The sequence below is a fragment of the Fibrobacter sp. UWOV1 genome, from assembly GCF_900142495.1.
GTDB lineage: Bacteria > Fibrobacterota > Fibrobacteria > Fibrobacterales > Fibrobacteraceae > Fibrobacter.
In genome coordinates this window covers 211546-236748 of the sequence record NZ_FRBA01000001.1, presented here as the reverse complement: position 1 = coordinate 236748, position 25203 = coordinate 211546, and the positions used below count along the sequence as shown (strand labels likewise).

Sequence of the window (25203 nt, the reverse complement as noted above, 5' to 3'; positions counted from 1 at the left end):
GGCTTATCTCCTTAGGTCGATCCCGTGGGCTTTTCAAGTTGAGTCTTCGGCTGTTCGGTAATCATGCTCGTGATCGGAGCTCCGGCCGGAATCATCGGGAACACGTTGTCTTCCTTTTCGCATTCGCAGTGGATGAGCACCGGGCCTTCGTTGTATTCCAGAGCCTTCTGGATCACGCGTTCGGCGTCGGCGCTACGCTTGATGCGAAGCCCCAGAATACCGTAAGCTTCAGCGAGCTTCACGAAGTCGGGGTTGCCCTTCATGTCCACGCAGCTGTAACGCTTGTCGTAGAACATGTCCTGCCACTGGCGCACCATGCCCAGGTACTTGTTGTCCATCACGAAAATCTTGATGGGGAGCTTGTGGATGGCGGCCGTTGCAAGTTCTGCTTCGGTCATCTGGAAACCACCGTCACCGCAGAAGGTCACCACCGGCCAACCGGTCGTGTTGCCGAAAGCGGCGCCAATGCAAGACGGGAGGCCAAAGCCCATGGTGCCTGCGCCGCCACTGGAGTGGAGCTGGCGCGGATAATTGGTGTGGAAGAACTGTGCCACCCACATCTGGTGCTGGCCCACGTCGGTCGTGACAATGGCCTTGCCCTGCGTGAGGTCGCTAACAGTCTGAACAATATGCTGCATACGCAGACCGCCCTGCTTCGGGTAGGTCAGCGGGAAACGCTTCTTCCAGGACTGGCAAGTCTTCACCCATTCGGCGGTGTCGAGCTTACCCACGAGCGGCAAGAGCTGTTCCAGAACGAGCTTTGCATCGCCGCACATGAACACATCCGGCTGCAACACCTTGCCTTCTTCGGCGGGGTCGATGTCGATGTGCATCTTGATGGCGTCCTTACAGAAAACGTCAAGCTTACCGGTAATACGGTCGTCCCAGCGGCTACCGATCGAAAGAATCAAGTCGCAATCGAGAACGGCCTTGTTGGCGTACACGGTGCCGTGCATGCCGAGCATACCGAGAGAAAGTTCATGGTCGGTCGGGAAGGTGCCAAGGCCGAGCAAGGTGCAGCACACCGGGGCGTTCAGCTTTTCGGCGAGTTCCTTCACCTGGCGGCTAGCGCCAGAAATCATAGCGCCGTGGCCCACGAGCAGGAGCGGCTTCTTGGACTTCTTCAAGTATTCAGCAGCCTTTTCGATGCTTTCAGTAGAAGCGTAGCTCGGGATCTTGTAACCCGGAAGGTCCATCTTGTCGGTGAACGGAGCGGTGCAGGGGCCTGCAGTCACATCCTTCGGCAAGTCAATAAGCACGGGGCCCGGACGGCCACTGCGTGCAATGTGGAAGGCTTCCTTCATAATGCGCGGCAAATCGTTGGAATCCTTCACCAAGTAAGAATGCTTCACGGCTGCAAAAGTCATACCGCTGGTATCGCATTCCTGGAAGGCGTCCTTACCCAAGTTCGGAGTAGTCGTCTGAGCGGCAAGAACCACAATCGGGCTAGAATCCATAAGGGCGGTGTAGATACCGGTAAAGGTGTTGGTTGCGCCCGGACCAGAAGTGACGAGAGCGACGCCGACCTTGCCGGTCTGGCGAGCGTAACCGTCGGCCATGTGGGTAGCACCCTGTTCGTGGCGGGTCAACACTACTTTAATATTGGAATCCAGAATGGCATCGAACATCGGGATGGCCGATCCACCGGGATAACCGAAAATGGTATCAATTCCTTCGCGCTTGAGGCATTCAATAATCACCTCTGCGCCACTTAATGGAGAATTTGCCATAACTTTTCCTATCTAAATTAGGTTCTTGTTTTAAAAATATGGCTGAAATATAGAACGAATGCCCCCTAGTGGCAAGAGATTTGCTCTAAAATATCTAAAAATTTTTAAGATTTTTTGAAAAGTTGTGACTTTTTGTACGTTGTGTTCTGAAAAGTTTGCTTGTTTTTGACCTGTTTTTGGAAAAGTCTTTGTTTGTGTTGTTGAAAATAGGCGTATTTTTGATGTAAGTTTATTGAATTTTTGATTTTGGATAAAGTAAATCGTATGTTTTTGGACTAAAGTTTGAATAAAAAGACCCTTTCGGAAACCGAAAGGGTCTCGAAAAGGACGTTTTTTACGAAAAATGGACTTTTTTAGCCTTCAATCCAGCCGTAACGGCCATTGAACTTGGCTTCAGCCTTTAAAACTTGGAAAGTGCAGCTGATTTCGACCGCCACGTTCTTGGGCAAATTCGATACGCCCACAGCGGTACGGGCATGCTTTCCGTTTTCACCAAAAATCTTTACGGCAAGTTCGCTGGCGCCATTCAGTACGGCCGGCTGTTCGTGGAATCCGGCGGCAGACTGCACAAAACCCTGCATTTGCACGAGTCGAAGCGTTTCGTCTTCTTCCAGCAGCGTGAGTGCGGCGGCAACGTTGTTCATCAGGCAAATGGCGGCGCCTTCGGCAGCCTTCTCAACAGAAACTTCAGTCGGAACAGAACCGCAGAATGCCGAAAAATCTCCGTTAATCGAAGGTAGCTGGCCTGATACGTAAATCGTTTCGCCATTGCGGGTGGCGGGTACGTAGGCGGCAAGCGGTGCCGGGCATTTGGGGAGTGTTAATCCTAATTCTTGAACCTTTTTAACAATCTGATCCATTTTATTTTTCTCCAGTGAACTTTAATATACAATTTTATCTAAAAAAAGAACAGCAATTTGTATGGGGTTTACAAATTGCTGTGTAATAGTCGTTTTAAATGGGGTTAGGCTTTGTTTTCAACAAGTTCCATGGCCATTTTCTTCATTCCGTTGAAGTCCCATTTGCCAGACCCCAGTTTCGGAATGTTGTCTACCACAAATACGGCACCCGGCTGCATGAGCGGCGGAATGCCTGCCTTGCGGAGGTTGCGCGAAACGTCTTCGGCGTTCACGTTGCCCTTGACCAGGAGCACGATCTTTTCGCCCTTGGCTGAATCGGGCACTGCCGTAACGGCAAATTCGCAGTCTTCCATGACCTTGGATTCTGCAATACGCAGTTCCACGGCCGTGAGCGAAATCATTTCGCCGCCGAGCTTTGCAAAGCGGCTGTAACGACCGAGAATCTGTACGAATCCGTCCGGAGTGAGCTTGCACTTGTCGCCGGTTTTGTACCAGCGGCGTCCGTTGATTTTCAGGATGACGCTGTCTGTTTTTTCTTTGTCTTTGAGGTAGCCCTTCATGACCTGCGGACCGGTCACGACCAGCATGCCTTCTTCGCCGTTGGGCAGGAATTCGTTGGTTTCCGGGTCGATGATCGCGCAGACGGAACCCGGTACGGACATGCCGATGCTTGAATTGTCGCTGCACTTTTCCATGGTCAGGAAGTCGTCCAACAATACGTTCGGGGCGTTGAGCGTTGCAAGCGGTGTAAGCTCGGTGCAACCGTAGCCTTCGTAAACATCCTTGCCGAACTTGAGTTTGAATGTTTCGCGCATTTCGGGGCGCAGCTTTTCGGCACCGGCAATGATGTAACGCAACGAATCCAAACACATCGGGTGGACCCAGCGGTTAATGGCAATGGCGCGCAGGAAAGTCGGAGTCCCCATCATAATCGTGGTCTTGTACTGGGCGCACACGCGGGCGAGCGTTTTGATGTCGGTCGGGTCGGGGCAGAGCACCATGGGCACTCCATCTAAAAGCGGCATCATATATGTCATGGTAAAACCGAACGAATGGAACAGCGGAAGTAACGATGTCATCACGTCGGTACGGCGGAGCTTAATAATGTGGTCTCCCTGCTGGGCGTTCGAGATCACGTTCTTGTGGGTGAGTTCAACACCCTTCGGTGTTCCTTCGGAACCCGAACTGAAGAGGATGACCGCATCATCGTTCAGGTTGGCCGAGGTAAACCATAGATGGCGTAAAACCGCTGCCGGACAGAAATGGATGATAAATGTCGAAACTAGGCGACAGAAGGTCGATATTTTGGCTTCTTCTTCGTCTAGGTAAATCATCTGGCATTTGCCGGCGATTTGTCCGAAGGCGACATTCTTTCCACAGAGCTTGTCGAAGAAGGCGTGGGTAGTAACGACTGTAGAAATGTCTGCCTTTTCGATGCAGCCGAGAATCGTATCGACCGGAGCGGAATAGTTCAGGTTCACCGTCGTCTTGCCGGTACCGAGAATCGACATAATGCCAAGAGCTGCATCGCGGCTAGTCGAAAGCATAAAGCCCACGTTGCGGTCACCCTTCGCGACAGACTTGATGACTTTGCCGAAGTGGTGGCACAATCGAATCATGTCGTAGCCGTTGACATGGTTGCCGGCGGGGTCAATCAGCATCACGCGGGAACGGCGCTTGCGCATAGCCTTGAACCAAAGCGGGACTATCGATGCGGAATGGTCCATGGCGGCATTCCAAATATCGGTGTCCAGAAGTTCCAGGTCGTGGCGGATTTCTTTTTCGGTTGCGTTCGTAGGAAGCGGCTTCGAAAAACCGACGCTAATAATGCGGTTAAAGGACTGCGGACGGTTCACGCATTCGCTGGCGTGGCTGTAACGGCTGCCCCAAAGGCCTTGAATGTAGAATGGAATGATCGGAGTTTCGGTGCCTTCGATTGCCTTGGAGTAATCGAGCGAGAAGGTTGATACGAACGGGGTCTTCGAAACTTCGCCTTCTGGGAAAATCACGACCGCTTCGCCATTCAAGAGAGCCTTGTGGATTTCTTCCATAGCGGGGCCTGGATCGCGGCGGTTAATGCTAATTAGGAAGTTCCCGTGGAAGAACCAACGCTGGTACCAGTCGGCGAATGTGTTGCGGTTGCTTGCAATGCGGAGAGGTCTCGGCGAAGCAATCTGGAGCACCGCCCAGTCGATAAAGCTGAAATGCGGACCCACCAAGAGAACCGGACCGGATTCGGGAATGTTCTGCACACCCATGACCTTGACGCGGTAACGGAATACGAAGGCGAATGCAAAGCGGAGTGTTGCTCGCAAAAGGGCCATCGGGTTGTTCTTGAGGGTTGCAATAAAGCAAAGTGCAAGGATTACCGCTAAAATCATAAAGCAGTAATCGAGCGTAATCGGCGTAAAGATGAGGAGCAATGTTTGGCCGCCCATAATCAGCACGAGTGCAGCCATCTGAATGCAGTTTGCCACTGCGTGAATGCGGCCTGCTGTATCGGGGCGGGTGTAGCTTTGAATGACCGTACGCAAAATCACGAAGGCGCAGCCGGCGCTCCAGCCGATAATGCCGTAAAGGATCGCCTGCAACCAGGCGTTATGTACGAACGGGAGTGCAAACATGGTAATAGCGGAGGCTACTGCTGCAAACGGGATCAGGCCTGTTTCGACAAAGCCCTTGGAAGCCCAACTGGCAGAGAATGCTCCAACCACATAGCCGGCGGTCACGATGAACATGGAAATCGGAATCACGGCTGTGTTCAGCATGTTCGCCAAGTCTTGAATCAAAATCAAGAAAATCTGCGTCACGCCCCAAAAGGCGGCAAGACCAAGAATCGAAAGACGTACAATCGGGTGGCTCCAGGTGGCCGAGAAATTTCGCATGGGGGAACGCATCTTGAGGTTGTCGTGCGTCTCGCCGACCTTGATGCAAAAGCCTGCAATCGTTGTCACGACACTTAAGCCGAGATAAATCCAAAGCGTAAGGTCGATACTGATGGGCGAATCAGGCCTGCCAGAAAGTCCCATGGCGAAGAAAGCCGCTGCAGCAGTACCGAGAACAGAAAGCGCCATATACCAGGAGTTAATTTTAACGAGGTCTTCGCTTTCGACCATTTCCTTCATGATTCCAAGTTTGGCCGGGCTTAGTACCGCAAGGAATATTCCGTACAGCCCGAGGAGTCCGTAGGCGACCCATTCTGCGCCCGCCACGTAACAGACCACGACGGCAATCACGGAGGCAAGCATTCCCACCGAGGACCATGCCATGACGCGACCCTTGTGGAATCGGCCTGCAAAATAGCTGGCTGCCGGGAGCATAAAGATGCTCGGTGCAAAAATGGCAAATTGTAAAAGCATGCTGCGCCACCAGAAGGCGGACCCCTCGAACGAGATGGACAGCCATCTCTGGAAATGGACGAACAGGCCCATCTGCACAAAAATGCTACAGAAAACAAAAATCAGGTACGCAATGGAACTCTGGTACTTGGTCAGTTTCATAAATCCTCAGTTAGAACTTAGATCTTAGAACTTAGAGCTTTGAAGCTAGAATTTAGGGCTTAGATCTTAGAATATTCTCTAAGTTCTACAAGCGAAGCGTCTAAGTTCTACCAACTTATTTCTTCTTGAACACCTTGTAGAAGCAGAAGGTGCACATTCCGATAATACCTGCCCATGAAAGGACCATAAAAATCAGGCCGCTAGTAGAAAATTCCATGTTATGCCTCCTCGTCGGAATTGCCGACGGTCATATTCTGCTTGTGGAGAACGGTGGTCTTTCTGGCCGGGCCGTTCTCCTTCCAGGCGTAGTAGATGGCGATATTCAAGAGTACTACGAGAGCGAGCAGGAATCCGCGGACGCCCCAGGTAAAGCCAATCTGCGAGAATTCGCTGCCGAGGAATGTCACCTTGGCATCGGCCGGAACGTTGCTCAACAGGAGCACGCCCATGCCGTCGTGAATGATCCAGGCGACTAGCACGATTGCCAGGTAAATCGGGCACACGTACATAATGATCGGCCTAAAGAATCGGGGAAGTTTCAATGCGGCGCCGTCGTTCATCAATGCGAAAGCTTCGCATTCCGGCTTGCCGTCTTCGCCAATCACGTCGGATTTGCGGCGGCCGAGTACGAACGAGAAAATGAACGCCTGAATGGTGCCGAGAACCACCAGCAAGAAGCTTCCGCCCCAGAAGTCGAGCTCGTCGACCGCGCCTGCTGCAAGGCCGAAAATACCCACAAGGCCTCCCAGGAAGGTTACTGTACCGGTGGCGGTAATGGAGCCCTTGCGGCTAAATTTCAAGTCATCTTCACAGAAACTAATCAGGGGCTGGATAATCGAAATGGCGCTGGTGACGCCCGCAATAAAGAGCATCGCGAACCACAGCGTCTGGAAGAATCCGCCAAAGGGTAGCTGGCCGAATACGAACGGCATGGTCTGGAAACCGAGGCCGAAGGTACCGAGCTTTGCGCATTCTTCAATATTGTTACCGGCAATGAGTACGGCCATCGGAATCACAATCGTGCCGCCGAGGATGATTTCTGCAAAGCCATTGGTGGCACTTGCCGTTAAAGACGAAAGCACCAGGTCTTCCTTGGGCTTCAGGTAACTGGCGTAGCAGAAAACGATGCCCATACCGAGGCTCATGGTAAAGAAGACCTGACCAGAGGCGGCGAGCCAAACCGTGGGGTTGAGAATTTCGGAAAGGTTCGGGTTCCACACGAAAGCGAGTCCTTTACCGATGTCGGTAATCGTAAGCACGCGCACCACGAGGATAATGCCCATAATCAAAAGAATCGGCATGGTAATCTTGTTCACGCGTTCAATGCCCTTGCGCACGCCGAACGAAAGGAGTCCCATGTTGCAGGCGAAGGTGAGCAAGAAGAAGAGGATCGCGGCAGGAACAGGGCCGACCTTAGTGTTCAGCATGATGTAGTTGCCGAAGAATTCCTTCATCGGTTCGTAACCGCCGGCGACCACTTCCATCAGTTTGCCTGTGGCAGAGTAGTAGGTAAACGCGAGAATCCAAGACTGGATAAAGATATAGTAGAAGCTGATGAACAGCGGAGGCAAGAGCCCGAGCGAACCGAGGTACTTGGCCCAGGGTTTCTTGTTCAGAATGTAGTGGAATCCGCCGGGGGCGGTACCGTGGTGTTTGTTACCGGCAGCGCGGCCAAGCGTCCATTCCATCCAAGAAAGAGGAATGCCCAAAAGCAAGAAGGCAATGAGGTAAGGGATAATGAATGCGCCGCCACCGTTTGTGGCTGCCTGCACCGGGAAACGCAAAAAGTTGCCAAGTCCGACGGCGGAACCCGCGACCGCGAGAATCACACCAAGTTTCGAACCCCAGTTGTCTCTAGAGCTTTTCATTTTTCACATCCTTTCAAATTTTGGAACAAATGTAGAATATACTGCTTTTGTCTTCCCCGCGTAGGCGGGAATCTCCTCTTGTTTTTTTGACGTTATTTACTCTTGTATACAGATTTCTTGAAAAATTCGGTGTTTTTTGTCTCGCTGAAGTCTATCTTTATATTCATAAACCGAGAGGGTGGGGTTACCCTCGCAGAAAATAAAGGATGAATTATGATCGACGTTAAGGGCAAATGGACCTTGATTACGGGCGGCTGCCGCGGAGTGGGCCGTCTCACCGCTATCGAAATGGCGAAACTCGGCGCAAATATCATTCTGCAGGGCCGCGACAAGTCCCATGCTGAACCGGTAATGAACGAAATCAAGAAGTACGGTGTCGAAGTCCGCGCAGTGGGTTGCAACCTCGAACATGCTTGCGAAATCGATGCCGCTCTCGCCGAGATCGATTCCTGGGGCGTGCAGGTCGACATCGTGTTCAACAACGCCGGCCTCATGAGCCACTACTTTACCGATTATCTCACCAATACCATGGAAGACTTCCACCAGGCCATGGCGGTGAACTTCTTTGCACCAATCAAGATCGCTTATCATTTTTTGCCGGGAATGATCAGTCGCGGCTTTGGCCGTATGCAGCTTACCACGAGCGGCATCGCCAACGAACCCGAACTCATGGGTTACGCCTGCGCCAAGGCTGCTCTGACAAAATTTGTCAAGGACTTTGCCTGCAAGCTGAATGGTACCGATGTCATGATGAACGTGATGGATCCGGGCTGGTTGCGCACCGATCTCGGTGGCCCCAACGCTCCTAACGCCCCCGAAAGCGTGATTCCGGGTTCCATGGTGTCTGTCATGCTCGACGACAAGAAGAGTGGCCGTTGGTTCAGCGCTCAGGAATTTACTGGCATGTCCCTTGCCGACGCTGTTGAAAAGGGCAAGTCTGTGGAGTAATTGTAAAATCGAGGTGTTTGAAATTTTACAATGGAGAAAGTCCTGCCTTCGGGTTGGGCTTTCTTTTTGTAAAAAGATGTTTAGAAACGCGTTGGCTATTGGGCTCAAAAAAACTATAAAAAAATATTACAAGGAAATTATTCTTCTCATTACTATTTTTTATGTGGGATTAATAAGGGATTGGTTTTTAACATAAACCAAAAGGTCTAGAATGAAAAAGATTCTTGCGATTATGTCTATGGCTGCGGTGTCCGCCATGGCAATCACGGCAAGCAGGGTCGGCCCTGTTAGCACTTACGGCGAACTTAAGGCCAATGGTGGCAAACTTTCCGGTTCTTGCCCGGAATATGCCAACAAGGCTGTCCAGGTCAAGGGCATGAGCCTTTTCTGGAGCTCGGGCAACACCTATTCTACCGACTTCTACTCTGAAAAGGGTATCAACCGCTTGGTTGATGACATGGGCGTCGAAGTGGTTCGTTTTGCTCTTGGTGCTGCTGACGAAAAGTTTAACAGCTCGGGCCGTTCTTACACGACGGGTGGCGAAGGCTTCCAGAAGGCTTTGCTCAAGTCCGTAGTGAATGCTGCTGTCGATAAGGACATTTACGTCATCATTGACTGGCACATCGAATCTTCTGATGGCTTTACTAACGATGCTGTCAAGTTCTTCGAATATGCAGCCAAGGAATACGGCAAGTACAACAACGTGATTTTCGAAATCTGGAACGAACCGACCGGTAGCATGGATGCCGTGAAGCAGCATGCCGATCAGGTGATTCCGGTTATCCGTAAGTATTCCGACAACCTCATCCTCGTGGGTAGCCCGGGATGGTCCAGCCAGCCGAATGCTTGTGCTTCCGCAGGCATCAACGACAAGAACTATGGTTGTACGCTCCATTTCTATGCTGCAACTCACTATATGGGCGATGGCGGTTACAACAAGGCTGCAGAAACGGCTATGGCTGCAGGCGTGCCTGTGTTCGCTACCGAATGGGGTACCGTCAATGCTAACGGTGATGGCCAGCCGGATGAAGGCTCCAGCAACAAGTGGGTAGAATGGATGGCTCAGAAGGGCGTGTCCTGGACGAACTGGAACGCTTCTGCTATGAATGAAACTTCTGCTGCATTTGCTAACGCCGTGTTCGAAAATGGTTTCACTTACACCAATTCTGGTAAGTATGTGAAGGGCAAGCTCGGTGGCGCTTCTTATAAGGATTGCGGCCTCCAGAATGGTGATGCCGAAGAAGAATCCGGCTTCTCTACGGGCGTTGCTAATGGTGCTACGACTTCCATTCTCGATGACATGGAAGATGGTGACCGTTATGGTTACCTTGGCGGTGCATGGGCTGCTGTCGAAGACCAGGAAAACGGCGGTAAGAGCTCCATTTCTAACGACGTGATTAAAGACGACTTTGGCAACTCGACCTACCAGGTTGTTTACCCGGTCAGCGGCGATAGCAAGAATACTTCCAAGTATATGGCCGCCCTTAAGGACGTGAAGATTGGTAAGGGTACTCTCGATTACGGTCCGTACATCAAGATGTTCCTCACTCTCCTGAAGGAAGAAAAGAAGGATTCTCCGAAGGCTTATGCTGACTTCTCCAAGTGCTCTACGATCAAGTACAAGTACAAGGGTGCAAGCCACAACTTCGCAATCGAAACGACTGACGTTACTGACTATAACTATCACCGCGTGAACAAGGATGCCTCCGAAGGCTGGAAGGAAGTCGAAATCACGACTGACATGCTGAAGCAGGAAACTTGGGGTGACGATTCTCGTTCCAAGCCGATCAACATGGCTCACGCAACTCGTCTTTCTTGGGAAATCAAGGGCCTCGAAAAGGTTCCGGACGATATGAACCAGCCCAAGTATCCGTATCTCTACATCGACGATGTGAAGTGCGATGGCCTCAGCTTCACCGCTGTGAGCGGTGGTGCCGGTGACACTCCGAAGTCTTCTTCTTCTGTGGGTGGCAAGTCCAGTTCCAGCAATGGTCAGAGCGGCAAGTCCAGCTCTAGCAACGGCCAGGGTGGCAAGTCCAGCTCCAGCACGACTCCGACACTCTCTTCTTCTTCTGTCGCTCCGGTGATTACCGACATCAAGGTTATCGATGACTTTGAAGACGGTGATGAAGTTGCCTCTACGACTGGTACCTGGTATGCCTATACCGACAAGGAACCGGGTGGCCTTTCCAAGATTTCCAATGTCTATGACAACACCCTCGGTGGCTATGTCGTGGTGTTCCCGGGTACAGCCGATGCCGCTAACGGCACTAAGGGCTTTGCTGCTTTGACAGAAATCGAATGGAACCAGGGTACTTATAAGGAAGCTCCGTTTGTCGCTCTCGGTCTCAATACGCATGCTGACACCTCTAAGGGTGTTGACCTGAGCGCTTGCTCGGCTTTGAGCTACCGCTACAGAGGTAGTGCTCATACCTTCAAGGTCCAGGATGGTCAGGTGGCTGATTACGCATATCACCAGATCAATTTCGAAGATGCCCTTGAATGGACGACCGTTGTGGCCAGCTGGGATGATATCGCACAGCCGAGCTGGGGCGAACCGGTTGACTTGAACAAGAAGAACATCAAGAAGTTCGCTTGGGAAGTGATTGGCTACAAGAACATTGAATACCAGCCGACAATCAACTTCCTCTTTGTGGATGATTTCAAGTGCGTGGATGCAAGTGTTGGTATTCGCATGGCCAAGGCTGCAAGCCCGCTCAAGCTCAGCGTGAACGGTTCTACTCTCAATGTGACGACCGCCGCTGCAGCCCGCATCCAGGTGTTCGACATGCAGGGTAACATGGTCATGAACCGCCTCGAAAGCGCCGCCGGTAACCACCAGGTGTCTCTCGAAGGCATGAACCGCGGTAACTACGTGGTTCGCGTCAAGACCGTGAAGGCCGCCCAGACCGCCCGCATTAGCATCCGCTAATCCTCAATTGTCATCCCCGCGAAGGCGGGGATCACCTTTAAAAAAACTCCGGTTTAACCGGAGTTTTTTTCATTTAAATTATTGCACATTTAAGCTATTGCAAATCGCGCTGCAGAATTTCGCACTTTTCTTTTTTCCACTCTTCAAAAGTGTCGTCGGCGATGTGCTGCTTGGCCTCTCGCATCAGGTGCAGGTAAAAGTGCAGGTTGTGAATGCTTGCAAGCGTAAATCCGAGCGATTCTCCGGCGTGGTGCAGGTGGCGCAGGTAGGCGCGGCTAAAGTTGCGGCAACAGTAGCAGTCGCAATTCGGGTCGACCGGCTTGTCGAATTCTTCGGCATGGCGGGCGGCCTTGTAGCGCAACACCCCTTCGCTGGTGAATAGCATGCCGTTACGGGCGTTGCGCGTGGGCATGACGCAATCGCACATGTCCACGCCGCGCTCGATGAGTTCCAGCAAATTCCATGGTGTTCCCACACCCATCACGTAGCGGGCGTGGTCCTGCGGCAAAATGTCGGTACAAAAGTCTGCGATTTCGTACATGGTTTCGGTGGGCTCGCCGACCGAAAGTCCGCCCATGGCATAACCGTCGGGGCCAAGTTCGGCAATACGCTCGATAGCCTGCTTGCGCAGGTCCTTATGCATACCACCTTGAATGATTCCGAAGAATTGCTGGTCGTAACCATGAATGGGCGGGTGCTCCTTGAGCCATTGCATGGCCTCGGCGGTCCACTTGAGCGTGAACTTGAGGCTATGCTCGGCTTCCTTGGCGGTACTCGGGAACGGGGTGCATTCGTCGAGCGCCATAATGATATCCGCGCCGATTTCGCGCTGGGCGTTCATGACGCTTGCCGGGCTGAAAAAGTGCTTCGAACCGTCCAGAATGCTTCTGAATTCCACGCCTTCGGGGGTGATTTTGCGTAAATCCTTCAGGCTCCACACCTGAAATCCGCCGCTGTCTGTCAAAACCGGACCGTCCCAGCCCATAAACTTGTGGATCCCGCCCGCTTTTGCAATACGCGGGGTAGTGGGGCGCAGGTACAGGTGGTAGGTGTTTGCAAGGATAATTTCGGCCTTGATGTCCTTAAGCTGCGCAGGAGTGACCGCTTTTACGGTCGCTTCGGTGCCCACAGGCATAAAAATCGGCGTTGTCACGTCGCCATGGTCGGTATGGACCACGCCAAGACGCGCTTTCGATTTTTTGGAGGTCTTTAAAAGCTCAAATCGATTCATTATGCGTAAATTTAGAAATAATTCTAAGTTCTACCAACTAGGTTCTGCCTACTGCGGCTACGCCGCCCCGTTGTCAATTTATCCATAGGAATCCCCTTATAAATGTGTTTTTTGGAGCCAAAAAGGGGTAACTTTAATTTCGGATGGGTCTACGTGTGTAGATTCCTGCATGGAGTGATAAATGGAATACAAAAAGGTGTGGAAAAAGGCTGCTTGCCTTGTGGCTGGCCTTGCCGTATTCGGCTTGGCCGACAACCCCATTTCTTCTTACCACTATCTGGCGGATCCCTCTTGCGCCTCCGACGGTGATACCTTCTACATCTTGACCGATGTGGATGATTATAACAACCAGACAAACTGGAACTACGATATTGTCGGCCTTTACGCCTTCACGTCTGAAGACATGAAGAACTGGACTGATCACGGCATGATTTTCCGCTCCAGGCGTGAATTCGGCAATTACCCGAACAACACTTGGGCTTCGGGCATCGCCGTCAAGAATGGCAAGGTCTATATCGTTTACCCTGATGGCGCGAGCGGCGTGGGCATGATTACGGCGCCCGCGATCGACGGCCCCTATACCGACCCTGTTAAGGAAACTCATGGCGTCAATAGAATTGCAGGTGGCGGTAGCCTTATCGGTGGCTGCGACGGCATTGCGCATTGCTTTGACCCGGGCATCTTGATTGATGACGACGGTAAGGGTTACGTGATTTTCGGTGGTGGCGAAAGTTCCAGCCGCCCGTATGGCAACAACTTCGACATTATCAGTTTTACCGAAAGCAATGGCAAGATTACTTTCGACAAGAATTCTCTTAAGAAGGTTTCTTTGCCGAACTCCTTCGAAGCTCCTTACTTGCACAAGAAGGGTAGCACTTATTACCTGAGTTTCAACAACCGTAGTCAGGTGATTGATTATGGTATGTCTAACAATATCTGGGGCCCCTATACCTTTGTGGGTACGGTCATTCCGGGGATTGGCTCTGTGCCAGACGCTCATGGCGAAGGCGGTAACAACCACCAGGGCTTCGCTCCTTTTAAGGACAAGTGGTATGCCGTGTATCACGATCGCCGCTTGGTGACTTCCGACAACCATCCGGCCGCAACGACGCAACAGGGCGTGCGTTCTGAAAATCCGAACTACGAAAACCACAGAAGCGTGTCCATCGACGAACTCACCTGGAGTGGCGACAAGATGAACAAGCTCACCTTCACCCGCGAAGGCCCGAAGCAGATCAAGAACTTTGACCCGTACAAGACCTACAAGGCAACGACGAGTTCCAAGCAGATGAACATCCGTAGCCGTACCGACTGGACCAAGGGACAGCCGGTGAAGCACGTGCTGCTGCCGCTCACGAGCCGTAGCGAATCCTGGATCCGTGTTTCTGGTGTGGACTTCGGTAACGGTGCCGAGAACCTCCGCATCAAGGCCGCGAACGTTGGCGATGGCAACAAGATTGAAATTCACAAGGGCAGTGCCACCGGAACACTTGCCGGTACCTGCGAACTGGCGAAGACCAGCAACAACATGACTTTCACGGACAATGACTGTGCCATGACGGGCCTTAGCGGCGTTGTGGACCAGCTATTCTTTGTGTTCAAGAATAATGGAAAGGATTCGACCATGGGTATCTTGGAATGGGAATTCCAGGGTACCAAGCGCGAACCTGAACCGCAGCAACCGTTCGGCGGCAAGGCTTGGGCTATTCCGGGTAAAATTGAAATGGAAAACTTCGACGAACCGGGCTATGGCGCAGGCAATGACTCTTACGCTGACAACGATTCTGACGACCACGGCGCCGAAAGCAATGGCGGCAAGAGCTATCGCGAAGGCACCGGCGTTGATATCTACAAGAAGAATAATGGCTATGTCGTGGGTTACAACCAGACCGGCGAATGGCTCGAATATACTGTAGAAGTGGCCGAAGCTGGTGATTACACCATGTTCGCTTCCGTGGCTTCAGCAAATGCAACTTCTGGTTTCCAGCTCGCTATCGACGGCGAAAACATTACCGAAGAAATCGCTGTGCCCAAGAATGACGGCGAAGAAAACTACGATGACTATAACGTCGTTCAGGCAAACGTCAAGCTTGCTGCTGGTAAGCATATCCTCCGCTTCACCGTGACCGGTGACTGGATGGACATTGACTACATCGAGTTTGTTGCAGGCAAGGATGCTGATCCGGGCAAGACCTCTATTGCCGCGCTCAAGCTCCAGAACAAGATCGAAAGGTCTTACAACGTGTTCAGCTTGACTGGTGTCAAGGTCGGTACGGTTGACCTGTCTGGCAAGGCTGCCTCCAAGGCTCTCAATGCCGCAGGCTTTGCCAAGGGCGTGTACATGCTCAAGCAGGTGAATGGCAGCAAGAAGTTCATGGTGAATACCTCCAAGTAATTCTTACATACACCTCCAACGGAGTCTCCTCGGTACTTTGTACCGGGGAGACTTTTTATGACCGTTCGGCTCTGTCGCATACATGAAAATGTGATATCGCCTCACTCTCGCCCTCACGACTCGTTAAGACGAGTCGCTCGGGGCTCACGGAAATTGCTTATGACCGTTCGGCACTGTCGCATGCATGAAAATGTGATATCGCCTCACTCTCGCACTCACCAACACGACTCGTTAAAACGAAGAAAGACTCAGTTTTCACTGAGTCTTTCTTCTGCGGTCGGACAGACTTGAACTGTCATGGGATCGCTCCCACTAGCACCTCAAGCTAGCGTGTCTACCAATTCCACCACGACCGCGTGGTCCTTAGCGGAACAGCCCAAATTTAGTATAATTCGTTACGCTTGTAAAGGGGTAAGGATGAATTTTTTGAAAAAAATCAAAAAAAATTCTTTTAAGAAAACAAGTTCTTTTTTTATATGCGGGAGGGAACCCAGCTCGGAGTTGCGAAGGCCGCACGGTTCCCTCCCTGCACCCTCCTTTACGTTGGCCGACGCTTTATTATCTACACGGTTCGTTATTGTTTCTCTTTATTATTTATCTCGCTACAAGAAAAGCAGTCTAATGAAAGACTGCTTCTCCATATTGTCTTCCCGCACGGGGTGCGGGATCTCCCCTCGTTGTTTGAGGAGGAACATGTTTGTTTGAATTACAAATCAGCAACGAGCTTGTCAAACACTTGGCCGCGGACCTTGTAGTTCTTGAATAGTCCGAAACTTGCGCAGGCGGGGCTCATGATGACGGTGCCGCCTTCGCCGATGGCGAGACTGTCTGCAAACGCTTCTTCCAGTGTGGGGAAGATGTTTGCGGTGACTTTGAGCCCGGCCTGCTGTAAGGATTCTAGCATGCGTTCGGCGGTAGCGCCGATGAGCGCGATTCGCTTGAGGTTCGGACGTTCGTTCACCAGAATCTGCGAAAGTTCGGTAAAGTCTGCATTCTTTTCGGAACCGCCGAGAATCAGCGCGAAGGGGCGCTTCATGCTGGCGGTCGCAGCGATCGTCGCGTCGGGGCGAGTGGCGTAGCTGTCATTGTAGAATTCGATGCCGTTCTTTTCGCCCTTGAATTCCATGCGGAAGGGGAGCGTCTCGTAGCTCTTCAAGGCTTCGAACGCGTCGGCCACCTTGATTCCCAAGGCTTTGCAAGCGAGGGTCGCCGCAGCCATGTTTTCAAGCTGGTAAATACCGCGTACCTTGCAGTCCGACAGGAACAATTTTTCGCCGTCAATTGTGAGCGTGGCGCCTTCAATCACCGCGTCCCCGTCGCCAGCGCTCGGGCCGTCGACAAGGCTCACGGCGTATTTCGTCTTGGCGGGGCTTTCGCTTGCAATCTTTGCCGTCGGGGCAGCGTCCTTCAAATACACGCATGCGCCGTCACGTTTTTGCCAGCGAACCAAGTTCGCCTTGGCGTCGCGATATTCTTCGACGCTCTGGTGCCAGTCGAGGTGCTCCGTGGAAACACGCAGCACCACTGCTACATCCGGCGACACAGACAATGTCATCAGCTGAAAGCTCGAAAGCTCCAGAATGCTCACTCGGTCTGCCGTTTCGTCCTTCAAAAGGTCAAGCGCTGGCACACCGAAGTTGCCGCCAATCTCGTTATTCACACCGCACTTGGTCAGAATGTGGCTGATCATGCTCACGGTAGAGCCCTTGCCGAGCGTGCCCGTAACGCCTACAACCTTCTTTGATTTAGTTTGTTCTAAAAACAGCTGAATCTGGCTAGTCATCATCCCGCCGTTCATCTGGAACTTGAACAATGCGGGGCTCATGGGGTAGACGCCTGCAGAACGTACCACCGTCACGCAGTCCTTGAGGCCATCCAGATAATTTTCGCCGCTGCAAACCTTCACGTTCACGCCGGCGGGAACTTCCGGCAACTTCACCGGGTTCTTGTCCATGACAACGATGTCCTTGACACCGTTACGTACAAGGTAATCGAACGTGCTCTGGCCTTCGACGCCAAAGCCCAAAATGCCAACAGGGGCTATAAGATTAGAATCCATATTCTTCTCGATCTTTACATTTAATTTTCTCTGTGTTTGCACGGCACAGGGAATCGATGTTGAGTAATCTTTCTTGTTGCTGAGTCGCTTGAATCTCTCGTTGCTGAACCTTGCATTTTTCGACGGCGTCTGTGTCTGTGCAAAGACGGCTGTCGCGCTCTTTTTCATTTTCAAAGAACGCTCGTTCTTCTTGGCAATCGTCAGATAAATCCCAGCAAGTGCAGGAACACAAGACAAGACAAAGAATTGTGACAAAATGCTTCATATCAAGAAATCTAACATTTTTACTTAGCGAAAAAAGTCCGCCACAAGGGCGGACTTCGTAATGCGGTCGGACAGACTTGAACTGTCATGGGATCGCTCCCACTAGCACCTCAAGCTAGCGTGTCTACCAATTCCACCACGACCGCAGCATTGCCTGCGCAGCCTAAGCCGCGCGAGACAAAACCTTACTTGGCTTCAGCCGGAGCGGCCGGAGCTTCCGAAGCAGGAGCTTCTGTAGCCGGAGCAACGTCGGCGGCCGGTGCAGCAGCGTTAGCGGGAGTTGCAAAGTCAGCCGGGAGTGCCGGAGCCGGGGCTTGCTGCTGGGCAGCGTTTTCGCGGGTAGCCTTCTGCATCGAAGATTCTTCGACAGCCTGGTCCTGCTTGGCAGTGATCAAGCCGAGGGCGAACACGACGATAAAGAAAATCACGGCCACGACGCGGGTCAACTTCTGGATGAAGGTCGCGGCACCTGCGGTAGAGAATGCAGACTGGGAAGTCATGCCACCGAGACCTGCGAGACCGCCCATCTTGTCATTCTGAACCAGAACGAGCAACATGAGGAAGAGGCACAGGAACACGTGCAGGACGATACCAATCCAAAAGAGTGTTGTCATAGTCGTTTTACCTTGAATTTAAAGTTTTAATTAGCGAGCTTCGGCAGCGTCGATGATTTCCTTGAAGGTGTTAGCCTTGAGGCCTGCACCACCGATCAAACCACCGTCGATGTCCTTCTGGGCGAGGAGGCCGGCAGCGTTGGCGCCCTTCATGGAGCCACCGTACTGGATGCGCATGCCTTCGGCAACGGCTTCACCGTAGATTTCCTTCACAACGGAGCGAGCGTAGGCCTGGGTGTCCTGAGCCTGTTCGTCGGTAGCGGTAACGCCAGTACCGATTGCCCAAACCGGTTCGTAAGCGAGAACGCACTTGGCGGCGTCTTCGGCAGAAACGTCCTTGAAGGCGCCCTTGATCTGGAGGCCGAGGACTTCCTTCAGGATGCCACCGTTGCGCTGGTCGAGGGTTTCGCCAATGCAGATGATCGGCTTCAGACCGGCTTCGAGGGTCTTCTTGACCTTGAGGTTCACGGTTTCTTCCGTTTCGTGGAAGTACTGGCGCTGTTCGGAGTGACCGATGATGATGTATTCGGCACCGATTTCCTTGACCATGTCCACAGAAACCTTACCAGTGTATGCGCCCTGGTCCTTCCAGTGGATGTCCTGGATGGCGAGCTTCACGTTGGAACCCTTGATGACGTCGGCGACCTTGGCGGCGGCGAGGTAAGTCGGGGCGATGACCACTTCGGTCTTCTTCACGTCCTTAACGGCTTCCACGATGTCCTTAGCGAGCTGAATGGATTCGCTAACGGTCTTGTTCATCTTCCAGTTACCAGCAATGATATACTGACGCATAATTAACTCCTTGAGTTGTTTAAAATTTAACGCGCCTAAATTTAGTAAAAAAAGACCGCCCCCGGTAGTCCGAGGGCGAATCTTTCGCATAAAAAACGTCTATTAATAGTTGCTGGAATGTTTGGAAGTCGGAGCCGGAGAACCACCGTAGCGGTCGCCTTCGATCTTTTCCAGGATCCATTCTTCTTCGTAGCCCTTCAAGCGAGCCTGGTCGGGGTGCTTCCAGAAGAGGCGGGTAATGAGTTCGCCTTCGCGGGTGTAGTATTCCCAAATGCTCTGCTTTTCGGTGGTCTTTTCGTGGTCAGGAGGTCCCCACAGGAGGTTCACCATGTCGTTGGTCATGCCTTCTTCGATATAGCCCTGCTTGAACACGTCTTTCAGGCGCTTGTCGATACCCATACTTTCCTTGATGGCAAAGTATTCGCGTTCGTATTCGTTGCGACCTTCACCGCGTTCGATCAAGATGGGGGAGGAATAGCGGTTGGCACAGGCCCAGAACATCAGGGCGCTCACGCCAAGCAAGCAAATATGAGAGAGTTTCATTGTGACTCCTATAAATTAATGCCTACAAAATAAGAATTTATGGCGCAAATGGGGAAATTATTTTAAATTTTATTCCGAAATGACTTATTTTAAGAAATTATTGGCCTTTTCTATAATTTTTTTTACTTGTGACGTCGCGTCTTTTGCCGATGGTTTCAATGAAAATGCGAATTTTGGATTCCGCTACGGGCCAAACCTTTCGTGGACTATCATGGGCAATACGCCGTTTGTGTGGGGCCAGTGGCTACCGCAGGCGACAGGCATGCTCCATTACACTTGGCTCGAACCGCTCGACGAACTTGCTTACGGTGAACGGCTCGAATCCCTCCCGTCTTACTTGCGCATGGATGCCGCCATCGAAGTATCGCCGTTCTATGCGGGTTACCTGGCGGGCATTGGCATTCGCCCCTTCAAGACCAATCCGCAAATCGAAGGCAATATCGTTTACGAAAGCTATATCTACATGCGCTCGAACCTCGAAATGGTGACAGCCGAAGTCGAGGGCGTGGGCCGCATTGCCGACAGTTGGAATGCCGACTACGTGACCGACAATCTTTATGGCGAGGATGCCGCATTCGATTACACGCAGCTGATCGACATGTCTTTGAGCCTCAGCTATTCCTTGCCCAAGGGGTCGGTTCTTGGCGTGAAGTTCCATTACATATTGTCCGATGTCAGTACCGATTTCGATGGTAAAAGTTACGACTACCGCCGCAACATTCCCGTGTTCAGCCGTGATTTCTTGCTAGTGTTTGATATCTACGGCCGTATTCCTCTGACAAACCATTTCGCCGCCATTTTTGAATCCAACTTCTACAAGACCGGTTTCTTGCGCGAAAAGAACACCGTGCGTAAGGAATCGCTCGGTTACGGCAAAGCCATGCTCGGCGCCCATTTCTTCTGGAACGAGGGCTTGCAGAATGTTATTTTGGAAGTGGGTGGCTGGAGGCGTACCGAAGAGCGCTTCTATAACGGATCACTCGCGCAGCAGTTCCTGATTCAGCTTGAGTATCAGGGGTATTTTTCTTTCCCCTTTCACAGGAATTTTTCTAAATAAATCCGGCAGTGGCGGTTTCTGCTTGCCTTCTACGCTGTTCTTGAGCGGGTCGGCCTGCAGTGCCTGCACGGTATAGGCGCTGCGGATCCAGAGTTCGCCGTTATATCTTTCGTTTTCGACCTTCACCAAGGTCGGCAGCATTTCGCCGGAATAATTGCGCCATTGGCGAATCGTGAACACGCGCCGTTCTTTGCGCGGGCCGTTCATGGTCACCCTTGTCGGGTGGGGTAGGCTGTCTGCCACAAGGCTCCACCAGGCCATGGAGAATGCGGTCGAAAGAATGTTCGGCTTCTGGATCGTCGAGTCGCGGCACAGGAACTGGCCGTTTGCGAGCAGTTCCATGTCGTCAAGCTTCAGCGGAGTCTCGCCGATGTGTTCCTTCAAGTGGTGCGTTCCCAGCTGGCGCTTCACCTTGGCGTTCGGGAATTCCATGTAACGGTATTCGCCGGCGGTAATGAAGTTGAACGGCTGGTGGTCGGGCTGGTTCACGAAGAAGGTGTCAAGTGCTTCGGGGTGGTGTCTCCATTCGACATCCAGCGAAACGCGCGACAGTTTCTCGTTAATAAAAAAGCCCTCGATGTTTACGACCATCGGGCTTTCCAGTAAAAAGTGCGGGCAAGAAGTCTGGGCAAGGGCGGCAGTGCATGCAAGGGCAAAGAATGTTGCCGCTGTACGCAAAGTTGCCTTGAGAATTTCTGCCTTCATGTTCGTCAATATAGAAAATTTTAAACAAAGGAAAACCCCGACCCATCCCAATGGCTAAAGGATAGGCCAGGGTTTGTTGCTCTTCAGGAAGAAAATGTTTGGGTAGGGGACTAAGCGTCTTCGCTAACGCTGACTTCGTCGCCGTCGTCAGCTTCGATGGCGTCGCCTTCGTTCAGCTTGAACAGTTCCACGTCCTTCATGCTTTCGCGGATCTTCTGCTCGATTTCGTTGCAGAGGTCTACGTTATCCTTCAGGAACAGGCGGGTGTTTTCACGACCCTGGCCAATTCGTTCGTTGTTGTAGCTGAACCAGGAACCGCTCTTCTGGATAATGTCGAGTTCGGTAGCGAGGTCAAGGATAGAGGCTTCACGAGAAATGCCGCAACCGTAAAGGATGTCGAATTCGCACTGGGTAAACGGGGCTGCCACCTTGTTCTTCACGACCTTCACGCGGGTGCGGTTACCGATGACTTCTTCGCCGTCCTTGATTGCAGCAATGCGGCGGATATCGATACGCTGGGTCGCATAGAACTTCAGGGCGTTTCCGCCGGTGGTGGTTTCGGGGTTGCCGAACATTACGCCAATCTTCATGCGCAACTGGTTGATGAACAGCATGCAGGTATTGGACTTCGAGAGAATGCCGGTGAGCTTGCGGAGCGCCTGGCTCATGAGGCGGGCCTGCAGACCCACATGGTTATCACCCATTTCACCATTGATTTCGGCCTGCGGTACAAGGGCTGCCACGGAGTCGATCACGATGATGTCGATAGCGCCAGAGCGGACGAGCGTTTCGGCGATGTCGAGGGCCTGTTCACCAGTGTCCGGCTGGGAAACGAGGAGCGATTCGATATCGACACCCAACTTGCGGGCGTAGACGGCGTCAAAAGCGTGTTCTGCGTCAATAAAGGCTGCGACCCCGCCAAGTTTCTGGGCTTCGGCAATGGCGTGCAGGGTAAGGGTAGTCTTACCGGAAGATTCAGGTCCGTAAATTTCGATAATGCGGCCGCGCGGGAATCCGCCTACGCCAAGCGCCATGTCGAGCTGGATACAACCCGTAGGAATAACGGGGATATCTTCGACGGGCTGCTGGCCGAGAGCCATGATGGAACCTTTACCATAATTCTTTTCAATCTGGGCGATGGCGGCTTCTACTGCCTTGGCCTTGTCTGCGGAAAGGTTGCTTGTCGGGGTGTTTGTTGTTTTCTTAGCCATGTTGGACTCCATTTTGTTTTTTCGTTTTTAAATATAACATTTAGTGTTCACTTGTGCAAGTGCTTTTTTGGTTATTCAGCAAAAAAAGTAGCTTGCCCAATACACTATACACGCTTTTTTCGCGCACTTCGGTGCGGTTTCCTTCGAAAATTTTACAAAAGGCCTCGTTTTGCAAACTATTGGCGACAGCCATCCATACCGTACCGACGGGTTTGCCGGGTTCTGCCCCGGTAGGGCCTGCGATTCCGGAAGTGGCAATTGCCCATTCGCAACCGAACTTTTGGCGTGCGCCTTCGGCCATGGCTTTTACCGTTTCGGCCGAGACTGCACCCTGATTTTCGAGCACTTGGTGCGGAACACCGAGCAGGGATTCCTTTACCTCGTTCTGGTAGGCGACAATGCCGCCGGCCAGAATGGCGGAACTTCCCGGAATATCGACAATGTGGCTTGCTACGAGTCCTCCCGTGAGCGATTCGGCGGTGGCCATCATTTCGCCGCGAGCCAAAAGCGCTTTCTGGATTTCTTGTGCAAGTTCCTTGATATTCATTTCGTTGTTCATGTTGTTTCCTTTACGTTGTCAAATATACATAAAGTTTGTGTCATATTTTGACAATGGAGTCAATCTGCAAAAAAAGTAGAAAAAAGTGGTGAACGGTGGGCCTTAAAAAGTAGGAAGTGGATCGACTTTTTTCTATATTCGACCCCGATGTTTTTACGCTCGTTTGTTTTTGGCATATTCCTGTCGGTGCTGCTTGCAGTTCCGCTTTTTGCCGACGACAGTGTGGCCGAAAATGCTGTAGAACAGCCCGCGGAAGTCGGGGCTACACCCGATTCCGGTGCAGACCCCTTGCAAAAGGGTAAAACGGGCATTGTCGCTATCGATACGCTTACCGTAAACGAATGGGACATCCCGACCAAGCGCAATTCCTTGCCGCTGACCATGCTGTTTGCGATTTTCCCGGGCGGCGGCCAGTATTATACGGAACATTACGTGCGCGGCGGCTTTATTACAGGTATCGAGCTCCTGCTTTTGTACGAGGTCACAGCTAACAAGAGCTACCAGCACAGGCGTGTACTCGAACAGGCGGAACCCTTCCGCGACTCCGTGGCCTATTTTACCAACAAGATGCTTCGCGAAACGAATCGCGACAGCCTTGCAGCGTACCACACCAAGCGAAACGAATTCATTGCCCGCGTTCACGAAAAGAGCGACAAGAAAATGGAGCAGGAAGACCTGCGCAAGGCAGAAACTGCCTGGTTGTACGGCCTTTACCTGTACAGTTTCTTCGATGCCTTTGGAATCTGGTACAACAACAATTACCGCAGTGTAGAACTCAAGAGCATGAAAAAGGCGCTGCTCTGGTCCATTATTCCCGGATTCGGACAAATGTACAACCGCGAGTTCGGCAAGCAGGGCCTTTTGTACATGGCCTTTATCGGTTCTGCCACCAGTATCTGGACTTCGCAGAACATGGTGGAATACTACCTGGACCGCAAGCATGTCGTAGAGAAAGAAAGCACGACGTCCGAAGAATATGAACGTGTAGATGAACGCGTTACCTATTACCGCAAGAACCGCAACCAGTACATTTGGGCGATTGCGTTACTTTATCTATACTCCATTGGCGATGCCGCTGTCGATGCTCTGTTAAGCGACTTCGACAATCCCATGCACTTGGCCGTACTGCCACGCCTAGGCGGCGGTCTCCAGGCCCTGATGTCGTTTGACTTTTAATTAATGTGTAATGTGGAGTGTGGAATGTGTAATGAAATTTCTCATTTCACATCCCACATCTCACATTGTTTTCATCCAATCTTTAGCGGCGCCATCTGGATGCCGTCGTGAATCTTCGTGAACGTTCCGCGGTAATGCCCTTCGGCGTCACGTTTGAATTCGAATCGGGTTACCATGGCATAGCTGAATGCGCCTTCCACGAATTCCTTGTCGGGCAGTCCGCAGGCAAAGTGCTGCAAGGCGGCGATCACGCCTGCATGCGTAATCCATAAAAACTCGCCGTCGTCAGCGAGCGTGTCCAACAGGGACTGTACTCGTCGGTCGATGTCGTAAAAGCATTCGCCGTCTTTGAACTTGTAGCCGCGCAGGTCGCGTGCCCAGGCGGCCATCTCTTCGCGGGGAACTTCCGTCAGTTTTTGTCCTTCCCAGGTTCCGAAGTTCATCTCGATGATTTCTTCGCGCTTTTCCATGGTTAGCCCTGTTGCCTTTTCAGCCTTCTCGGCGAGCCTCAGGCAGCGGAGAAGGGGACTGGTGAACATGCGCGTGGGCTTGGCGCCTGCACCAAGCAATGCCTTCAAGGCTCCGTCGCTTTCTTCTTCGAAAGTAGGGGAGACGTCAAAGTCCAGTCTGCCGTAGCAGACATCGTTCGGGTTGTAGGGCTTGGTGTGGCGAATCGTCCAAAGAATCATTTTTTTAGTAGACAGTAGGCAGTGGTTAGTAGACAGTAGACTGGCGCAACGTCATCCTGGAGCGTAGCGA

At 52.0% G+C, this 25203-nt stretch carries 19 protein-coding genes and 2 tRNA genes; 5 read left to right on the top strand and 16 right to left on the bottom strand.

The window, feature by feature from the left end; all coding sequences use genetic code 11:
* Nucleotides 1-11 precede the first annotated feature (11 nt).
* The 4 genes from ilvB to BUC02_RS00935 all read right to left on the bottom strand — a co-directional run bounded on the left by ilvB (nt 12) and on the right by BUC02_RS00935 (nt 7958).
* On the bottom strand, nt 12-1730 hold the full coding sequence (ilvB, locus tag BUC02_RS00950) for a biosynthetic-type acetolactate synthase large subunit (RefSeq protein WP_073317419.1): 1719 nt from the start codon (nt 1728-1730) through the stop codon (nt 12-14).
* Between the two features lie 353 nt (nt 1731-2083).
* Nucleotides 2084-2590, bottom strand: coding sequence for a RidA family protein (locus BUC02_RS00945; protein WP_073317417.1), 507 nt, complete (start codon nt 2588-2590; stop codon nt 2084-2086).
* A 104-nt stretch (nt 2591-2694) separates the two neighbouring features.
* Complete coding sequence (locus BUC02_RS00940; protein ID WP_083564330.1) at nt 2695-6090, bottom strand: MFS transporter; 3396 nt, start codon at nt 6088-6090, stop codon at nt 2695-2697.
* 218 nt (nt 6091-6308) lie between these two features.
* Entirely contained in the window at nt 6309-7958 is a 1650-nt protein-coding gene (locus tag BUC02_RS00935; protein ID WP_073317415.1) for an SLC5/6 family protein, read from the bottom strand.
* A 213-nt stretch (nt 7959-8171) separates the two neighbouring features.
* Between BUC02_RS00935 and BUC02_RS00930 the strand changes: the two genes are divergently transcribed.
* The gene (locus BUC02_RS00930; RefSeq protein ID WP_073317413.1) at nt 8172-8906 is read left to right on the top strand and encodes an SDR family NAD(P)-dependent oxidoreductase; all 735 of its coding nucleotides are present in this window, start codon (nt 8172-8174) and stop codon (nt 8904-8906) included.
* A 211-nt stretch (nt 8907-9117) separates the two neighbouring features.
* A complete protein-coding gene (locus tag BUC02_RS00925; protein ID WP_073317411.1) occupies nt 9118-11838 on the top strand; it encodes a CIA30 family protein in 2721 nt (906 codons plus the stop codon).
* A gap of 94 nt (nt 11839-11932) precedes the next feature.
* Here BUC02_RS00925 and tgt read toward each other — a convergent pair whose 3' ends face one another.
* Entirely contained in the window at nt 11933-13069 is a 1137-nt protein-coding gene (gene tgt / locus BUC02_RS00920) for a tRNA guanosine(34) transglycosylase Tgt (protein WP_073317409.1), read from the bottom strand.
* Nucleotides 13070-13250: 181 nt separating this feature from the next.
* Here tgt and BUC02_RS00915 point away from each other — a divergent pair, with 181 nt between their 5' ends.
* Nucleotides 13251-15464 carry a carbohydrate-binding protein gene (locus tag BUC02_RS00915; protein WP_073317407.1) on the top strand — a complete coding sequence of 738 codons (2214 nt, stop codon included), beginning with the start codon at nt 13251-13253 and terminating at the stop codon, nt 15462-15464.
* 272 nt (nt 15465-15736) lie between these two features.
* On the opposite strand, the gene BUC02_RS00910 is transcribed toward BUC02_RS00915, so the two are convergent.
* From BUC02_RS00910 to BUC02_RS00880, 7 genes are all read right to left on the bottom strand, one after another.
* Nucleotides 15737-15820, bottom strand: a tRNA-Leu gene (locus tag BUC02_RS00910).
* Nucleotides 15821-16170: 350 nt separating this feature from the next.
* A complete protein-coding gene (murD, locus tag BUC02_RS00905) occupies nt 16171-17523 on the bottom strand; it encodes a UDP-N-acetylmuramoyl-L-alanine--D-glutamate ligase (RefSeq protein WP_073317405.1) in 1353 nt (450 codons plus the stop codon).
* Nucleotides 17513-17788, bottom strand: coding sequence for a hypothetical protein (locus BUC02_RS00900; protein ID WP_073317403.1), 276 nt, complete (start codon nt 17786-17788; stop codon nt 17513-17515). The genes murD and BUC02_RS00900 overlap by 11 nt, the downstream gene beginning before the upstream one ends.
* A gap of 61 nt (nt 17789-17849) precedes the next feature.
* Nucleotides 17850-17933 (bottom strand) — tRNA-Leu (locus tag BUC02_RS00895).
* A 39-nt stretch (nt 17934-17972) separates the two neighbouring features.
* Nucleotides 17973-18401, bottom strand: coding sequence for a preprotein translocase subunit SecG (gene secG, locus BUC02_RS00890; protein ID WP_073317401.1), 429 nt, complete (start codon nt 18399-18401; stop codon nt 17973-17975).
* A 30-nt stretch (nt 18402-18431) separates the two neighbouring features.
* On the bottom strand, nt 18432-19193 hold the full coding sequence (tpiA, locus tag BUC02_RS00885) for a triose-phosphate isomerase (protein WP_073053882.1): 762 nt from the start codon (nt 19191-19193) through the stop codon (nt 18432-18434).
* Nucleotides 19194-19295: 102 nt separating this feature from the next.
* A complete protein-coding gene (locus BUC02_RS00880; protein WP_073317399.1) occupies nt 19296-19736 on the bottom strand; it encodes a hypothetical protein in 441 nt (146 codons plus the stop codon).
* A 211-nt stretch (nt 19737-19947) separates the two neighbouring features.
* Here BUC02_RS00880 and BUC02_RS00875 point away from each other — a divergent pair, with 211 nt between their 5' ends.
* Nucleotides 19948-20793 carry a hypothetical protein gene (locus BUC02_RS00875; RefSeq protein WP_139260947.1) on the top strand — a complete coding sequence of 282 codons (846 nt, stop codon included), beginning with the start codon at nt 19948-19950 and terminating at the stop codon, nt 20791-20793.
* On the opposite strand, the gene BUC02_RS00870 is transcribed toward BUC02_RS00875, so the two are convergent.
* The 3 genes from BUC02_RS00870 to BUC02_RS00860 form a co-directional block, all read right to left on the bottom strand.
* Entirely contained in the window at nt 20713-21498 is a 786-nt protein-coding gene (locus tag BUC02_RS00870) for a hypothetical protein (RefSeq protein WP_073317395.1), read from the bottom strand. The genes BUC02_RS00875 and BUC02_RS00870 overlap by 81 nt on opposite strands.
* A gap of 110 nt (nt 21499-21608) precedes the next feature.
* Nucleotides 21609-22709, bottom strand: a complete 1101-nt coding sequence (gene recA / locus BUC02_RS00865) for a recombinase RecA (RefSeq protein ID WP_073318834.1) — start codon at nt 22707-22709, stop codon at nt 21609-21611.
* A 40-nt stretch (nt 22710-22749) separates the two neighbouring features.
* On the bottom strand, nt 22750-23268 hold the full coding sequence (locus tag BUC02_RS00860; RefSeq protein WP_073317392.1) for a CinA family protein: 519 nt from the start codon (nt 23266-23268) through the stop codon (nt 22750-22752).
* A gap of 147 nt (nt 23269-23415) precedes the next feature.
* Between BUC02_RS00860 and BUC02_RS00855 the strand changes: the two genes are divergently transcribed.
* A complete protein-coding gene (locus BUC02_RS00855) occupies nt 23416-24444 on the top strand; it encodes a DUF5683 domain-containing protein (protein WP_073317389.1) in 1029 nt (342 codons plus the stop codon).
* Between the two features lie 71 nt (nt 24445-24515).
* On the opposite strand, the gene BUC02_RS00850 is transcribed toward BUC02_RS00855, so the two are convergent.
* Entirely contained in the window at nt 24516-25133 is a 618-nt protein-coding gene (locus BUC02_RS00850; RefSeq protein ID WP_073317386.1) for a histidine phosphatase family protein, read from the bottom strand.
* Nucleotides 25134-25203: the final 70 nt, after the last annotated feature.

Coding starts and splice junctions, on each gene's coding strand:
- tgt (WP_073317409.1), bottom strand. CDS start 13,069: ATGAATCGATTTGAGCTTTTAAAGACCTCCAAAAAATCGAAAGCGCGT.
- BUC02_RS00870 (WP_073317395.1), bottom strand. CDS start 21,498: ATGAAGGCAGAAATTCTCAAGGCAACTTTGCGTACAGCGGCAACATTC.
- BUC02_RS00940 (WP_083564330.1), bottom strand. CDS start 6,090: ATGAAACTGACCAAGTACCAGAGTTCCATTGCGTACCTGATTTTTGTT.
- murD (WP_073317405.1), bottom strand. CDS start 17,523: ATGGATTCTAATCTTATAGCCCCTGTTGGCATTTTGGGCTTTGGCGTC.
- BUC02_RS00930 (WP_073317413.1), top strand. CDS start 8,172: ATGATCGACGTTAAGGGCAAATGGACCTTGATTACGGGCGGCTGCCGC.
- ilvB (WP_073317419.1), bottom strand. CDS start 1,730: ATGGCAAATTCTCCATTAAGTGGCGCAGAGGTGATTATTGAATGCCTC.
- BUC02_RS00875 (WP_139260947.1), top strand. CDS start 19,948: ATGGGCAATACGCCGTTTGTGTGGGGCCAGTGGCTACCGCAGGCGACA.
- BUC02_RS00915 (WP_073317407.1), top strand. CDS start 13,251: ATGGAATACAAAAAGGTGTGGAAAAAGGCTGCTTGCCTTGTGGCTGGC.
- BUC02_RS00900 (WP_073317403.1), bottom strand. CDS start 17,788: ATGAAGCATTTTGTCACAATTCTTTGTCTTGTCTTGTGTTCCTGCACT.
- recA (WP_073318834.1), bottom strand. CDS start 22,709: ATGGCTAAGAAAACAACAAACACCCCGACAAGCAACCTTTCCGCAGAC.
- BUC02_RS00945 (WP_073317417.1), bottom strand. CDS start 2,590: ATGGATCAGATTGTTAAAAAGGTTCAAGAATTAGGATTAACACTCCCC.
- tpiA (WP_073053882.1), bottom strand. CDS start 19,193: ATGCGTCAGTATATCATTGCTGGTAACTGGAAGATGAACAAGACCGTT.
- BUC02_RS00860 (WP_073317392.1), bottom strand. CDS start 23,268: ATGAACAACGAAATGAATATCAAGGAACTTGCACAAGAAATCCAGAAA.
- BUC02_RS00850 (WP_073317386.1), bottom strand. CDS start 25,133: ATGATTCTTTGGACGATTCGCCACACCAAGCCCTACAACCCGAACGAT.
- BUC02_RS00880 (WP_073317399.1), bottom strand. CDS start 19,736: ATGAAACTCTCTCATATTTGCTTGCTTGGCGTGAGCGCCCTGATGTTC.
- BUC02_RS00855 (WP_073317389.1), top strand. CDS start 23,416: ATGTTTTTACGCTCGTTTGTTTTTGGCATATTCCTGTCGGTGCTGCTT.
- BUC02_RS00935 (WP_073317415.1), bottom strand. CDS start 7,958: ATGAAAAGCTCTAGAGACAACTGGGGTTCGAAACTTGGTGTGATTCTC.
- BUC02_RS00925 (WP_073317411.1), top strand. CDS start 9,118: ATGAAAAAGATTCTTGCGATTATGTCTATGGCTGCGGTGTCCGCCATG.
- secG (WP_073317401.1), bottom strand. CDS start 18,401: ATGACAACACTCTTTTGGATTGGTATCGTCCTGCACGTGTTCCTGTGC.